This is a genomic window from Micromonospora sp. NPDC049139 (assembly GCF_055586845.1).
Genome location: NZ_JBVJHK010000025.1, coordinates 1 through 16106 on the forward strand (window position 1 = coordinate 1; position 16106 = coordinate 16106).

At 66.1% G+C, this 16106-nt stretch carries 6 protein-coding genes; 2 read left to right on the forward strand and 4 right to left on the reverse strand.

The window, feature by feature from the left end; genetic code table 11:
* Positions 1 to 282: 282 nt before the first annotated feature.
* Positions 283 to 837, reverse strand: a complete 555-nt coding sequence (locus ACZ6Q9_RS29870; protein WP_396830669.1) for a hypothetical protein — start codon at positions 835 to 837, stop codon at positions 283 to 285.
* A gap of 666 nt (positions 838 to 1503) precedes the next feature.
* The gene (locus ACZ6Q9_RS29875; protein WP_396830667.1) at positions 1504 to 2313 is read right to left on the reverse strand and encodes an alpha/beta fold hydrolase; all 810 of its coding nucleotides are present in this window, start codon (positions 2311 to 2313) and stop codon (positions 1504 to 1506) included.
* Positions 2314 to 2534: 221 nt separating this feature from the next.
* On the opposite strand from ACZ6Q9_RS29875, the gene ACZ6Q9_RS29880 reads away from it, so the two are divergent.
* Together ACZ6Q9_RS29880 and ACZ6Q9_RS29885 are read left to right on the forward strand one after the other, a co-directional pair.
* A complete protein-coding gene (locus ACZ6Q9_RS29880) occupies positions 2535 to 2969 on the forward strand; it encodes a hypothetical protein (protein WP_393452268.1) in 435 nt (144 codons plus the stop codon).
* Between the two features lie 1244 nt (positions 2970 to 4213).
* Entirely contained in the window at positions 4214 to 7903 is a 3690-nt protein-coding gene (locus ACZ6Q9_RS29885) for a hypothetical protein (protein ID WP_396830665.1), read from the forward strand.
* A 175-nt stretch (positions 7904 to 8078) separates the two neighbouring features.
* On the opposite strand, the gene ACZ6Q9_RS29890 is transcribed toward ACZ6Q9_RS29885, so the two are convergent.
* Positions 8079 to 14312: a hypothetical protein gene (locus ACZ6Q9_RS29890; protein ID WP_396830663.1), complete on the reverse strand. Its 6234-nt coding sequence runs from the start codon at positions 14310 to 14312 to the stop codon at positions 8079 to 8081.
* Between the two features lie 1290 nt (positions 14313 to 15602).
* Entirely contained in the window at positions 15603 to 16100 is a 498-nt protein-coding gene (locus ACZ6Q9_RS29895) for a hypothetical protein (RefSeq protein ID WP_396830661.1), read from the reverse strand.
* Positions 16101 to 16106: the final 6 nt, after the last annotated feature.

Here is a 16106-nt window from a genome sequence, read left to right on the forward strand (position 1 = left end):
ATCTTCCCTCGACAAGAAGAATGATCAACCAAGGGCTGTCCCCATGATCAGTCGGGGTCACCGACCAACCCTCGCAGGTTAAAGATCAAGTTAGCGGAAGCGACCATGCTGACGGCCAAGGCGACCCGGGGCATCCAGCGACCTTGACCCACAGGCAACCAACGAGCGATCTCGACCAGTAGTGCCACAGCCGCTCACCTGCACAAACAGTCCCCCGTCGTCCGGGGACATCCCGCCACCCGGGTCGCAAACGGCCCTGGCCTCGGGGGCGCGTAGGGCCATTCAGGATCCGGTCGTCTGGAATCTGCGGAGCGCAGCTTCGGCGAGCTGGGTGAGGTATTTGTTGCCGCCGGGCTTGTTGCCGTGCTCCTTGACGACCACCAAAGTGGTTCCGATCCGAACGAGAATACTGTCGCATTCCAACGTGCCAAAATCGGACATCGAGCTGCAGCTGACGTGAATACTGTCATCACCCAACTGCGGCCCTGGTGCCACTGCGAAGCGGTACCTGTCGCCGATGCCAAGGCCGGACGAGACGACGACGGTGGGACAACGGCCGATGAAGGTTCGCAGGTCGGCCATTGCTCGTTGTGCACCGTCATCGGCGTAGGTCCTGAGGACTTCGTTCCCCACCCAGAGGTCATCGGGACCCGCGTCATAGCTGAGGGTGGCTGCGGCCATCGCTGACGGAGTCCCGGTCAGCCGCGTGGCCGACAGCAGCGGGAGCATGCTGTCCGAGCAGGAGACGTCGACGCCTGAGGGCTGATCTCCAGCATCCGGCGGCATAACTGTCGCGATCTCCACAGTGAATCCGGGCGGCACCGAGTCCGTGGTCACCAAGCGTGCGGACAGCGTCGCGGAGTAGCCGGACCCGCCGGTCGCCGGAACTGCTGGGGAAGCCGGCTTCGTGGCGGCGACCGAGCCCGTCGCCTGCGCCGCGGAGGGGATCGTCTCGCCCGCTGATCGATCCGCTGTATGAGCCGTTGAAGAACCGCACGCGGTCACCATGCAGACGGCCACCACCGCGACTGACCTACGTAGCACAATCCTGAGCACCGGGCGGACTCCACCTCTTGCGCGAGACGCGTCAGGCTACCAGCGCGCGACCTCAGCCGCCGCGCACCCTGAACCGCGTAGGCCTCGCAGCTCGCCGCCAATCGATCATCGCTAGTTGGGCCGACACTGGGCCGGACGATCTTGACCCGACTCGGCGCTTCCTCCCGCCGACAGCGGGCCGGAGGAGTCGTCCCGGCGGCAGGGGTGGTGGTGCTGCCCTGGGTGACACTCCGCCCAGGGCAGCACCTGCACGACCTCCAGTCTCACCCACCAAGATCGCCGGATGCGGCATCCCTCGCGAGCACCCACACGGAAGTTTCAAGTGCCGTCCAGCCGGATGTGTCACCCACGTCCCGAGACTGATCTGTCACGGACGTCCTGAGACCCGACATCGCTCAGGCGCGAGGGTGCTTGATCGCCGGTCAGAGCAGATCACCGCTCGGCCCATCAGCCCTGGTGGTTGGCCACCCAGCCGAGGAGCAAGGCGAGGAATCGGTCGGGCTGCTCCAGCGACGGCAGGTGGGCGACGTCCGGCCAGTCGACGCGGCGAACGTTGGTAAGCCCTCCGCACACCCGGTCAGCGGAGTCTCGGGTCGTGGCGAGGTCGTGACCGCCGACCAGCACCAGCGTCGGCGCTTTGATGTCGTCCAGCCGATCCAACGCAGGCGGATCCAGCTCAACCTCGTCGACGTCTGCCCATGACGCGGTCACCTCGAACGCCTGGCGCTGCATGCGTCGTACGAAGTCCTGGAAGCCGGGGTCGACCTGCGAGGCCTCCCGGCCGGGACCGACGACCCAGGAGGCGATGTTGGCCTCGACAGCGGCATCGATGTCGCCAACGGCGAGCGCGCTCTTCTCCGCGTCGAAGAAGGCCTTGAGGTCGTCGGTCAGTTCGGCCAGCAGGCTGCCGCCTGGCGGGCACAGCAGGAGCGATTGAACGAGCTGCGGCGCCGTCAACGCCACTTCGAATGCGACGCCGGCGCCGAACGACGATCCCACGAGGTGGCATCGCCCGATGCCGAGATGGGAGAGCGTCGAGAGGACGTCGTCGACGTGCGACAGCGCCCCTTCTGGAGGAGCCGTCGATTCCCCGAAGCCGCGTAGGTCAAGCCGCACGACGTTGTGTTCGCTGCCGAGACGCTCCCATTGGGGGTCCCACATCCTACGGTCGGCGATACCGGCGTGGATCAGGACGATCGGCAGGTCGTTGGTGCCTACAGCGTGGTCGTAGGCGATTCCGAGCGGTGTGGTGGCCACAGCTCTCCTGGGGTTGGGAAGTCGTTGACGGGCGTCAGGCAAGCAGGACGACAGGTCCGTGTGCAACAGGTTTTGTCGGAGCAGTCTCCCCAGATCAGCCACCGACTCACCTCCGCACCGTCACTCAAACAGTCCTTGCGGGGACGCCCTGAAGTCGGCCACTGCGGCCTCCGCTGATCCGTGACGCTCGGCCCGTTCCCGATCATGCGACGATGACGCCCGTGTCGAGCAGCGAGGCAGACCACTCCCGAACTTTGCGGCTGATCGGCTACTGGTGTAAGCCAGGCGAAGAGCACTGGCCCGACCCCGCGCTATTCGTGGACCGCGAGGCCGATGCGGCGAGCCAACGACGGGTAAGCGACTACCTGCGTGGTGGCACGTGGTTCGTAGCTACAGCCGGCCACTCACTGTGTCGGCTGTGTGGCACCCGCAACGGATCCACCGAACTGACCGACGGCAAGTACTTCGTATGGCCAGAGGGGCTCGCGCACTACATCGACGCGCACAACGTGCGACTACCCGATGAGATCACCGAGCTGATGGATCAGCCGCCGGGGCCCGTCAACGTGGAAGCGTTCGAGCGTGACGTCCTCGAAACGGAACAGATTGTCATCGACACTGCCTGGTGGCATTCGGTGCGTGGCTCACAGTCCTGAACCCGATCACAGCCCTAGCGCCAAGCATCCTGCGACACCGCTCCGTCAACTATCGCCGGCAGCCGGCTGGCCGGGAGGTCGAGGCCGATCTCTTCGCGGATCTCCCGGCGACACGCGGCCAGCGGCGATTCATCAGCGTCGGCCACGCCCCAACGACGTGGCGAAGGGGATCGGGCACGAGCAGACGTCGACGACGTTGAACCGCTACACGCACTCGACGGCTGAGCGCGACCGCCGGGTTTGAAGTCCTTTGCTGCCTCCGAGCAACGACTAACCCTCAGATAAGAGTCAAGGCCCCTCGATCGAGGGGCCTTGAACTTGCCTTATTCATGGTGGGCGATACTGGGATCGAACCAGTGACCTCTTCGGTGTGAAGCAGGACGCCGCACCGACTCTGACCTGCGGAAACGAGAACGCGCAGGTCGTGATGGGTGCAGTTGAACGCCGTTGAGTGCCGCTGGACGCTGTTCAACGCCGTTCAGTGCATCCGTCTGCTCCCAACCCGCTCCCCTAATCCTGGCACGAGACCGCTAGCGATTGATCGGCCAGCATGGTTTCCCTTCGCGCAGACGGGTGCCCGTGTGGGCCTGGCCACGTGGTGTCATTCCCTTGCCTAAGACGCGGGCACCGCGTCGGCCGGACCTCATCCGCAGCTCTCAAACCGCTCCCTCAGGGCACCCTGTGCCAGCTCACCGTGCCAGCTCGAACGGACGGTGGTGACCGGCCGCAATGACGTTGCCGGCTCTGAGGTTCCCCCGGATTCCCGGAGGGCTCGATCTTGGCGGGGCGACTTGACGGATCCGTTATGACGGCAATCTGCTCGGGTCACAGGTTCATCGGCGCCGCCTCGGCGCAGTGGATGTTGCAGAGGTCAGGAAGCAGATCGTCAGCAGAATCAGCGTCAGGGTTGCCGAAAACGTGGCCGCACCCGTCATGACTGCGGAAGCGGGGTGGGCGCCGCCCAGATGCACAAGTACACCGCCGCTGATACCGATGATCAGGCTCAATAGCAGACCCCAAGCCAGCCAGAGGCCCCGAATTTCCAACCTTGTCATGTGATAGCCCGTCTTCGTGTCGTGTCGCGGTGTCCGACAGCTGAAGCCCATCGGTGACGACCACGCTCGGGGTCCATTAGTCCAGCGGAAAGAAGCTTGGACACAGTTGGACGACGGACCTCCTAATCGGTGCGCGCCGATAATCTGATCTCATACGGGTTCTATCCTGGACGGGGTCCGGGAGCGGTGGTGACGGGGCTGGAGGATGCGGTGGGTCCAGGGGACCAGCAAGATCTATCTGCCGCGCTGGACCAGGCGCAGGATCGGAGGCAGTTCGGAGGTTGTCTGCGGCTGCTGATGGCGGAGCGTGGTCATTCCGTTGACAGCGTGGCACGACTCAGTCGCCGGGCGGGAAAGGGAATCTCTCGTAGCACCGCCTCGAACCTGATCATCGGCAAGACGGCTACCGAGAGGTCGCTGCGAGGCTTCCTGCTCGGCTGTGGGCTGCCCGAGCAGGAGCATGGCCCGTGGCTAGTCACGCGCCAGAGAATCTATCCGAGCCAAGTGGACGTGCCGCGGACGGCGGCATCGTCCAGATGGATTATGTCGGCGGAGGCACGGGGACATTTCACCCACCGCGCCCGCGGGCACCGCAGCGGGCTGGCCGAGACTGACCTGTTCCGCGGTCGTGACGCCGCGCTGGCACAGGTAGGCGCATGGTGGACTGCGGCACAATCACCGGGACGACCTTTGGTAGTCACGGGACAGCCAGGCGGCGGCAAGTCGGCCCTGCTGGGTCGTGCGGTACTGCGACTAGAAGCCGACCACGTCAACCGCGGTGTGGCGGTCCATGCTCGAGGCCTCACTGAAGTCGAGGTTCGCAGGGCGATAGCCCCGCTCGCCCGCCTACGGGAGGTTCACAGCACCGCTGAGCTGCTGCATGCCCTGAGCGGCGAGGACGGCCCACCCCTCATGGTCGCGGTCGACGCCTTAGATGAGGCCGCCACGGATACCGACCGTCAGGCGATTGCTGATCTGTTGGTCGGCCTGGCCCAGTTGCCGCGACTTCGCGTCGTCGTGGCCACCCGCCCGCTGGGGGGGCGAGACCGTCATGCCCCCGGCACTCTGCTCTACAGTCTGGGAGCCAGCTCTACCGCAGGCCGCAATCTGATAGATCTCGACACAGACACCTACTTCGACCCTGCCGGCCTGCGCGCCTTCGCCGCCGCGGTGCTCACCCAGGACCTGCCAGGCGGCTCGTGGACCTCCTATCGGACAGACTCGGGGCTAGCCGGACGTCTCGCAGCGGCCGTGGGCGAACGCGCCGGAAAGAATCACTTGGTAGCAGCATTAGCGGCAACTGAACTTGGCTGGCGTGACCGGACGGTTGACCCAACCGACCCGGAATTCGACACCACGGCGATCCCCTCGACGGTAGGCGAGGCGATTACCAAGTACCTCGATGCCGTGCCGACATCGCAGCGAGCCATGACGCGAGCCCTCCTGACGGCGCTGGCCTACGCCCGTGGGGACGGCATCGACGAGCGGCGTTGGGTTGAGTTCGCCGAGGCGCTGGGCTATCCGGTCACCCGGATGCACGTTCAGAACCTGCGGCAGTCGCCGGCGTCCGCGTACCTGGAACACCATGAGACCGACGACGGTGACCGCACCGTTCGGCTCTTCCACCAGGCATTAAACGACGAACTGCTCCGCCAGCAAGACGATCCACGACGTGACGAGCGGGCTCTGCTGTCAACGCTGCTCCCAGCCCCGGACGGCGAGCGGGGGTGGGCAGATGCCGACGCCTATCGGCGAAGCCATGCCGCCGATCACGCGGCGGCGGCCGGACTGCTGCCAGCGCTGCTCAACGACCCAAAGTTCCTTACAGTGGCCGACCTCGACCGCCTGCTGTCACTGCTGCCGGCAAATCCGCCGCCGGAAATCGCACCCATTGCCGCAGTCCTACGGCAGGCGACCGATGCACGCTGGCGCTCTCCGCGACGTCGGGGACGCCTCTTCGCGCTCAGCGCGGCGCACCTTGGTCTGCCCCAGCTCCAGGCTTCCATGGGGTCGCTGGCCACCGACCGCTTGCGAGTCGGGTGGGCACACTCCCTCGGCAATCCTCACCAGGTGATCGGCGGGCATACGGGTGAAGGCGTGGTCGTGTCGATCGGACGGTTCGCTGGGCGGACAGTAGTTGTCAGCGGCGACGCCAAGGGAGCGGTGCAGGTTACCGACGCGGCCAATGGCTGCCTGCTGGCCGAGCTTCCCGGCCACCCGGGCGGAGTAGACGCCGTCGCGGTCGGCAACGTAGGAGGCCGCGACGTCGTGGTGACGGCGGGAAGCGGCCAGGTCCGCCTCGCCGACGCCCCGACATCAAGCTCGCTACTGGTCAGCGGTCATGGCCCTCTGGCGCTAGGCCGGATAGGCGAGCTTGACGTGGTAGTCATTGGGGATGACAACGGCCTGCTGGTGCACGATCCCGTGTCCGGTCGGATCGTGTACCGAGTGCCAGATGAACTGCCTACCTTTGCGGCGGCAGCCATCGGTCGCATCGGAACGCGCGATGTGATCGCGTACTCCGCACGCAGCGGCGTCGTGCTACTTGACGGCCACGACGGCACGACTATCAACGAGCTTGCCTGCGATGTCGAAGACGGCGTATCAGCGATTTCGTTCACCCGTGTGGACGGCCGCGATCTCGTGATCACCAGCGGCATGGGGCCGATTCAGGTGCATGACCCGGTCACTGGCGAGCGGATCCGTGAACTCGGTCAGTACCCGATGACCACATGCATCGCCACCGTTGGCGACGACCAGGTCTTCGTGGTGGCCGCCGACACGGGGGGCGCCATCGACTTGATCGACTGCAGCACCGGAAAGTTGGCAGGCACGATTCGCGGACACACTGACACGGTGATAAGCCTCGCCGTAGGTTCGGTTGGCGGACGTGACGTGGTCGTGTCCGGCAGCCTCGATGCGATGGTGCGCATCCATGACCTCGGAATAACGGCCGCCCCCGGTACCCCGCGGATTGGACACCAAACCAAGGTGGATGCAGTTGCGGTGGCGCTCGTTGACGGGCGATCGATGGTGCTATCCGCCGGCGACGGCGTGCGTATGTTCGATGCGGACACCGGCCGGCCGGTCGGCCCTCCGCTGTCAGGCGTGCGGTCGCACATGTCAATGGCCGCCGGTCGCGTCTCCGGCCGCGACGTCATCGTTTGCGGCGGCTTCGGCGGCGCCTTGCAGATCTTCGACGCGGTGACGCGCGAGGAGATCGGCGACTGGAGCGATGAGAACTGGTACTGCGTGACAGCTCTCGCTCTCGGGACGGTCGACGGCCGAGACGTTCTCGCAGTCGGAGCCAACGATGGCAGCGTACGGCTGCTGAACGCTTTGACGGGCGATCAAATCTGCCAGATATCCTCCTCCGCGCGGAAAGTGGCCATAGGGCGGGCGGAGAAGCACAATTTCGTGGCCGTCGTGGGCAACGACTTCACCTGTCGCGTCTTCGACGCCACGACCGGGAAACAGCTGAGCGACCTGTCGGAAGCCGCCGGACCGGTGTGGGCGGTCACCACCGGGTCGCTGCAAGGCCGAGATGTCGTGGTCACCGCCCGCGACGACGGGCAGGTACTGCTCGTCGACCCGCTGACCGGGGTTGCGGTGGAGAAACTGATGCAGCACGAAGGCGAGGTGTTCCATCTGGCGACCACTTACATCGGCAACGAACTCGTCGTAGTCAGCGGTGGCCACGATGCCACGGTGCAGGCGACCACGGTTCAGAAGGACGACGTCTTCGCTATCGACGTGGTTGACGTGGTGAACGACCTCGCCGCAGGCCAGGACGGTCGGATCTTCGTCGCCAGCGGCACTTCGATCTTCAGCCTGGTGCCAACCGAAGGGTTCAGACGAGGAAGTCACCGTTGCGATTGAGAAGCTGCACGGCACGAAGGGCACGGCACCATCCGCGCCGGGCCGCGGCTCCTTCGCCGACCGACCGAAGGTGTTCCGACGAACGCCGATCCCCGGCACCGGCACCGGCACCGGCACCGGCACCGGCACCGGCACCGGCAAGAGTGGCAGACGAGTTCCTTCCGCTCCGGCGGGGTCAGCGTGGCTCCGTAAGCGAGATGCGGTAGTCGCCGGCCTCTGCGGCTGGCCGGTCTTCGCGGGGGCGGGCGGGTAAGGTCCTTTGGACGAGGAGGTTACGTCGCAGCGGCCCGAACGCTTGGCGTAGCTCCGCAAGGCCGGTGTTGCTCAGTACGACTTGCCAGCCCTCGGCGCAGTAGGCATGGCCGGGAGGCTGGTGGCTGAGCTGTCCCCGCGCGCGCCGGATCGAGCGCGCCCGCCAGGTTCCGTCGTCGCCGTTCCAGCAGAAGAGCTCGCTCAGGTCAGGTGTCCAGCCGAGGTGGTGGCCGACCGCAGGATGGAGCGCGAGCCAGCGGTACAACGGCGGGTCGGTGTACATCTCCCATCCCTCGACAACCAGTTGCTCGTCTGTCCAGGTCAGGTCCCGGGCTCGGAGGTAGCCATTTGCGGGTGTGAAGCTCTTCTCCCACAGTTCCCGCGGAGGCAACATGACGCCACCCGCGTCGGCCAGGCCGTGAGCGGTCTGAATGGTTCGGCATTCCTCGGGCTTCCCCCACTCCAAACGGACCCACTCGGTGGACTCCGCCAGGACGTACGTTGATGCCACCTCCGCCGCGGTCGCGTACGTCCGTGCGGCGTGCGCTGCCTGCTTGCACCAGCCCCGCACGTCGTAGCTCGCGTCCGTGGGCGCCCGCCACGGCGCAGGTGTCGTGCCGTCCAGCGGCTCCGGAACGACGTGCATTAGCACTTCGTCGATGAGGCCCATCGCGTAGGAGGGTGCGGCGATACCGCGCTCGAGGGCCCCGGCGTCTGCCAGTTCGGCGAGAACGATCCCGAGCGCTCGGCGCCCAGCCATGAATGCCCAGGGGCGGTAAGCGTGGCGCTGCCCTCGGGTCGTCAGGCGGGTTGCGTGCGCTTGGTGCCCGCCGCGCAGCCATGGCACGTCGAGCGCTATCGCGATAGCGGCTGCGCGGTGCAGGGTGGCTTCCTCCGGCAGTCCGGCAATCCTGGCCGCAAGGCGGAGGGGCTCGTCGAACGGCGCGAGGATCTGCTGCGGATCGTGCATGTCGATCATAGGAACCCCGCGGCTGTCCGTTTCAGGCGCGGCTCGCACTGGTAGTGGGGGCAGCGCCAGCTCGTAGGTGCGGGCCAGCGGACGCATCGAGGGAATGGGGGCGGCGAGCCCGTGCCGTGCGCATAGCTGACGGGCTAGGTCGCGGCAGATCGCGTCATCGGATGCCGCTGCCGTTGCGATTGACTCCGCGAGCGCGGAGGATAGCGCGGCCCGTGGCGGCCTATGCACGGCCAGGGTGTGCAGCGCCGCCTCCGCCTGCCACCCGCCGAAGCTGTTGGACTCGGCGAGCACGGTCTCTGCCTCTGGGAGCGCCATCGCGAGTCCTGCGTGCAGGACGTGCCTGGCGCCGAAGTCGCGTGGCCGGACAGGGTGGCCGAAGTAGCCTGCGACCCATCGCAACAGCGCCTCTACTGGCGTGCTGGCAGCAGCGACCGGTTCGTCCGGGCCGGGCACCTGGTGGGCAGCGGGCGCATACATGTCAAGGTGTTCCGCCACCTGTTGCCAGGCGGATGCGACCGCGTGTTCGCCGACGATCGTCTCGAGGATCCGGCGCAGGTCGATGGGCTGGATCTGCCCCGACAACGCACCGGTCGACAACGCCCCGGCGAGATCGGAGGCTGCCAGTCGTGCGATGGTCGGATCGCGGTGCCTCAGTGCAGCACGCAGCAGGTTGAGGCGGCTGCCACCGTCGTAGTGGCGGATCCAGCCGTAGGCCGGGGTGCGGGCGAGAGCGTCGGCGAGTACGCCTGCGGCGGTCTCGGCTAGTCCGGCTTGTGCGGCCATCGCGGCGATCCCACCAAGGGCCTCGCCGTCCAGACGCAGCCGGCTCGCTTCGTTCAGCAGCGCCTCGGCAACGGCACGTGTCACACGACCGCCAGCCACTGCCTCGACCGCGGGACCCCAGTCGCGGGGTTCGGCTTCCGCTTGCGAGATGCGGCGCATCTCAGCCAACAACGCTGTAACGCTCGTTGGGGACGCAGCCAGCGCCGGGACCTTGCCCCGTTCCGTCGATGCGACGGTTGGACTCGGGCTGTGTGAGCCGTCGGAATTGGGGCTGTCGGGGTCCTCCGGCACCGACCACACTGCGATGGCATCGTCGATGGTGGCGACCGCCCGCGGCGTTTGCGGATCTAGGCGCTGCTCGATCGCCCGGCGTACTTCGTTGGAGGGCTGCCTGCGCAGCGGGATGAGCAGCTCCGCGGCCGCGACTGCGGCGAGTTCGACCGGCACTCGCGAGTCGCGCGCACTTCCCAGCAGCACGGCCTCGATCGCGTCGTTCTCTTCGATGATGCCGGTCTCGCACAGTGACTCTGCCAGGGTCGTGCTCAGAGCGGGGTCAGCCGACCACACCATTTTGATGAGCTGTGCGGCCGCTTCGGCGGCGTCCTCGCCGGCGTCGTTCGCCGCTACGAGCCTGCCCGCGTAGCAGCGAGCGGCCTCGAGGAACTCCTCGAGCTTCAGCACGTTGTCGGCTGCAGCAGCGCTGAGCCAATCGAGCCAGGCGGTTAGCTGCCGGTCGTCGTGGTGAAAGCCGGGGCCCCAGGAGGCGCGCAGTGCTGACCGGACTGCCTCCTCAGCCCGCTGCAGGTTTCCGGCTTTGCTCCACCCTTTCGCCTGTTCGAGCCAGACCTCAGCCAGCTCGTGCGGTCCGGCGGCCCAATCCGCGATGGCGGTGTCGAGTCGTTCGAGATGGTTGCGTACTCGATCGACGACGTCGGCCTTCGCGAAGGGCAGAACAGCGCGCAGGACGTGCATCTGCCGCTGCGGCGACCAGTACTTGGCACGATGCGGGTCGTCCCAAGCTGCAGTGAACCGATCGAGGAGCGCATGGACTGTATCCGGCCCACCAGCGGCGGCAAGACGGGCGAGCCGCCGGAACAGCCCGGGCGCCGCAGCCTGGACGTAGTACCAACCCGTCCAATCCCGTGTCTGGCGATTCGGCACCTCTAGCAGGCGGATGATCGGATCAGCCTCAGCAGCGACGTATGGTGCGCTGCCGCGGCCGATGTCCGCTGCGACCTGGCGTCCCTCCAGTTGCGCGAGGATGCCAAGGGCGCGCCGAAACCGTTCGGTTCCGGCGTCGCGTCGGTTAGACGGGGCTGTTGACGGGAGGCCCGTGGGCGTGGCGCTGGTCGCAGTATGCAGGACGCGCAGCTTGGCCAGGTCGATGAACGTCTGGAACGGCGTCAACCCGTGCTGTCCTGACGGGACGGACGGCCACGCGGCGACAGTGTCCGGCGGCACGAGCAAATCGAGTTCGGGCGCATCGATCAGGCCGCTGGCGATCAGCATGTCAGCGGCCCTTAAGCGAAGGTTGAGCGGGGCCCCCCCGGTCCGACGCGTTGGTGAGGCGTCCTCTTCATCGTGTTCGTCGTCTCGCTCAACCGTGTGGAGCTTGATCACCTCGCGGCTCCAATGCAGGACAGAGCTCGCGTCGCCGTCCTCGCAGGCGGCGATCGCGTGGACCACCCGGGCGCGAGCGCGCCAGCCTGAGGACGACTCCCGGTCGATCCTGTCCCGCAGGGTTGTCAAACCCGTCTCGTCACGGACCTCGATGAGCAGGTCGAAGCACCGGGCCAACATCACGTTGCGCGCCAGCGTAATGTTGGCCATGCGTTCCTCGTGATCGCGTTGGCGACGCTCGACAGCCCAGTTCGCCTCGTCGTCGAGTACTGCCGGCGGGTCATTGGGCACAGGGCCGGTGGTTGGCACCGTCAGATGGTCGTCGAGTTGCGAGAGAACCTCGTCGAGGCCGGAGATATGAAATGTGACCTCGGCCCAGTCGGCAGCGCTCGAGGGTTCGTCGTGGACGATCTCGGCCAGGCTTCCGGCAGCGCGCAGAATCTGTGCAGCGGCTTCAAAGGATCCGGTGCGAGCGAAGCGAGCAGCAGTCTTCAACGCAGGCTTAACCGGCACCCGCAATAGACCAGCCGCGACGACGTGCTCGAGCGCCCGCTCGGGCGGCCCGAGGTAGACCATCACGCTCGCGAGCTCTTCAGAGCTGATGACTAGCTCTCGCTGCCAGACCTCGTTGTGGAACAGCAGCATTCGGACGAGATTGGCGTGATCACCCGTGTCGGCAGCTGCCCGCAGCGCAAGCCGCGCCTGGTCTCGCACGACGGCTAACGGGCGCAGCTCCAAGATCTTGTCCCGCAGCAAGTTCGGCGTCGCCAGCTGGATGACTCGTGCGTAGTCCCCTGCCAGGTAACGGTGCGCCAGCTCCTCATCCCGGTATAGTGTCCAGCGCTGATCTGAGCGTCCACAGACGTCGGCCAGCACGGCGTGCAAGGCCCGGTCCCGCTCAGCGTCGAACGTCCCGGCGACTCGCGACGTCTCCTCCATGAGGAAGCGGCGAAAGCTGTTGTGGATGAACCGCCACACCGTCCCCTCGCGGCGAAAGAACGTCGCTGTCCTCTGTACGAACGCCTCGAGTACCGGCGTCGCTACCCATGTCTTGAGCCACTCGAGATCCACTGGTGTGCGCAGCCGGGCAACTGCGGCCACGACGTCTAGCAGTTCGCGATCGTCACCGACGGCCAGCAGATAGCCACGGTATCGGACCTCAACCTCGCGTCCGTACGCTGAGGCGTCGTTCAGCAGCGTATCCACGGCCAAGTTCCGCAGCTGCGGATCGGACTCTGCGGACTCCAGCGCCGCAAGATCCTGTAAAAGGTAGGTCAACGCAAGCGGGTGACCCTCGCTGGCCGCGACTAGGCGTTCGCTCTGGCCGGGAAGCAGCCACTCCCCTGGTCCAGTGGCATCGGCCAGCCGAAGCACCTCGCCCGGAGCAAGCGGCGGCAGCTCAACCGTCCGGTCGTCGGTGGTCAGCGCGTCACGGATCGGCTGCGGCAGGATGCCGGTCGTCTGTGTGCCAAGCACGACGAACACCCCCTCCGGTATGCCTGTCGGCGCGGGCAACTCCTCCAAGAGAGAGCGCGACGGGTTCTGCTCGCGCGGGATGTGGTCGAGCCCATCGACTACGATCACAGTCGCTTCCTGGCAGTCGCGCCACCGCTCGCCGGCGTCGGCAAGCTGCTCCTGCAGCATGGCGCGCTGGGTTCGCAGGTCGTTGCCGTATCCTCGACGGCGGAAGCCGACACCTTCCAGCGCGAGACTAACGTCGTGCAGGAAGCTGTCGGCCTCACCGCGCCCACTCAGCGGGTCGGACGCGTCGGGAACGAATGCGTAGTACCGGACAACCCGCCGCTGTGGCCAGGTCAAGCTGGCCAGCAACGTCGACTTGCCAGCACCGGCGGGACCGACCAGCGCGACGTAGCCACCCCTCAACTCGTCGAGCCGTACCTGGAGTTGCCGTCGAGCGGCCTCGTTCGCGGTGTAGACGGCGGGCATCGGGAAGGCGTGCGGGTTCCGGAAGCGCAGCCTGTCGGTCCAGCCGAGCCGTTCGAACAGCAGCTCGCGGCTCAGCTGCATCGGCCGGGCCGGGTCAGCGACTAGCGCCTGCAGAGTCGCGGCAAGGTGCTCCAGGTCGCTGTCTCGGGGTGCCTCATCCGGACGTAGCAGTTGATCTTCCACAGCAGGGCCGAAGTGCATATCCAAGTCGCCGACGAATGCCGCGAACGCGTCGACGTCCAGACCGGCCGCGATGCGCAGCGCCTCCCACGCTGGCTGCCAGGCGGTCACCTCGGGCAGCGTCGCAACCTGCGACCATTTGCCGCTGCCAGCGCGCAGGCGCTCCCGAGCCGGCATCCACGACCTGGCCAAGAACGCGGCAAAGTGCCGTGGCGGCTGCGCTGAGCAGGACGCCAGGACAGACCCCTGCCGTGGTGAGGTCACCGAGGGGTTCTCGTTACTCCACAGGCGGATCTCGAGCGGTCCGGACCAATTCTCACGGATGCGCTGCCACGCCTGCGCAAGCCGCCCGATAAGCGGTGTCGCATCCTGCGATGCGTTGACCAGTTCGGCCCAGCCGAAGGCGCCGGGGTACTGCGCCCACTTGACCTGCAGGGCGTAGCGGGTTCCCCCGGCCTGGAACTGGAAGTCATCCGCGACTCCCGCGTCGGGATCCGCGACCCGAATCCACTCCAGAGTAGTGATCTTTGCACGCACGGTCCGCGCAGCCAGGCCGTACTGACCGCTGAACCCGACAACGGCGGCGCGTTCACCTTCTGCTGGACGCGCGCCGGCATCGCTGGCGACACTAGGCTGTTCTGGGGGCACTCGGCCATTGTCGCCTGCCCCACACGCACTACAAGTGCGACACCAGGAGCCGACCGCCTAAAGGCGAGCTTCTATCCACACGCGGGAACCGCATCGGTCGTTCGCTCATCGGCTATGAGCAGACGTCATCGGGCCCGCGAGCCTGAGCCACGGCACTGACACCTTCGGGTACGTCGAAGAGGTCACCGAGCAAGAAGCGCTGCTCAGACGGTTGCCGGTGGGATTCGAGCCTCAGCTCCCGGGAGCCTACCAGCGCCACCAGGACGGCACTCAGAGCCGCATGTCGATGCGACATGACCCCCGGGGAACCGCATCAGCGGGCCCGAGGACGACAGCCGGCATGATCCAGGCGGGGAGCAGCTAACCCTGACCACTTCGGTCTTCTCTGGGAGGTCACGCCGGCCCACTCGCCCGCATCACCGCAGTTCAGCGCGCTGTTCCGCGTCCATCTGCGGTGAGCACTTCGGACGGAGTGACCACTTCGCCAAGCTGCTCCCAATCTGCACCCACCTGCAAGACCCGGCCACCCGGCAGCTCCTTACCGCTCTGACCTGGGCACACGTCCCTACCAGGCGACATAGAGTGTCGTCAAATGCTGCTCAATATGGCTGAGCACTCCGTGTGAAGCAGGACGCAGCACCGACTCTGACCTGTGAAAACGAGAACCGGCAGGTCACGGTGGGTGCCGGTGCACGCCGTTGCTTGCCGTTCGGTGCAGTTGAAGGCCGTTCAGCGCACCTGTTACTCCCAACCCGCTCCCCCGATTCCAGCGGTTCGGACGCCGCGTGCACCAACGCGGCACCGCCGCCGTCGACACCGAGATCAAACTCCTCGGCGGTGCACAACCTAAACAAGATCTTCGCCACGATGCCAGGCAGAGGACCTCTTGACAGTCGAAGATTGGAAGCTGTGCGACAGCCTCCCCGCCTACCTGGCCAGTGCACCGAAACCTCCCGCCCTGGACCAGGACGACCCGCAGGCCAGCCGAACAAGCAACCCGCCCAAACGACACGACGTGCACATTAGCCCACGCGCGAAAGCGAAACCAAGACCTCCACCGGTCCCCGCCCACGCCGCACAGGTTAAAGATCAAGTTAGGCGGCGCGCCACCGCGCGGCCACCTCCCCACTGCGATCACAGGTAGGGACACTGCATCGGTGTGTTGCCGTGCACTCTCCATCTCTGACGGCAACCCGAGCGGACACACGCCTCCGCCGACAGCCCTCGGCTACCATGCGTGATTCTTAGGGTATGCGGCTCGTAGGCCAGACAACATGATCAAGGATCACCTCAACTCACCGTTGAGCGAATTCCACCGGCAATTGCAACAAGCTCACCCTCAGCCGACACGCCGACCCATGCATCCCCGCAGTCAATGTATTCTGCAGCCGCCGATTCAGAAATGCCCAGGACAGCGAGATTCTCGGCTCGCGAGTAGGTCAGACTCGCCGACAAGCGCACGACAGACCGCGCAGGAATTGCGATTTGGGCGTTTTCCCGGACACCCAACTCGGCTAGATCAACCAGTGGCACACGCCCGGCACCTACCGTCGCACCTATCTCTCTATCCATCTCCCCCAATGGGGGAACGTCAATGACGATAGCTTGCATGAGTCTTCCGGTAGCAGGCTCCAGCTTCAACTCGACCTCACCGCCATTGTTCCCAGACAGTCGGACATACAGCGGCTGACCTGCGAAACGTGGGTACCACGAGATCTTCAAGTCAATCCAGGGATCGCTCTCGACGATTGCTTCGACGCATTCGACTGTGCCAGCAATTCGAATCACAACTAC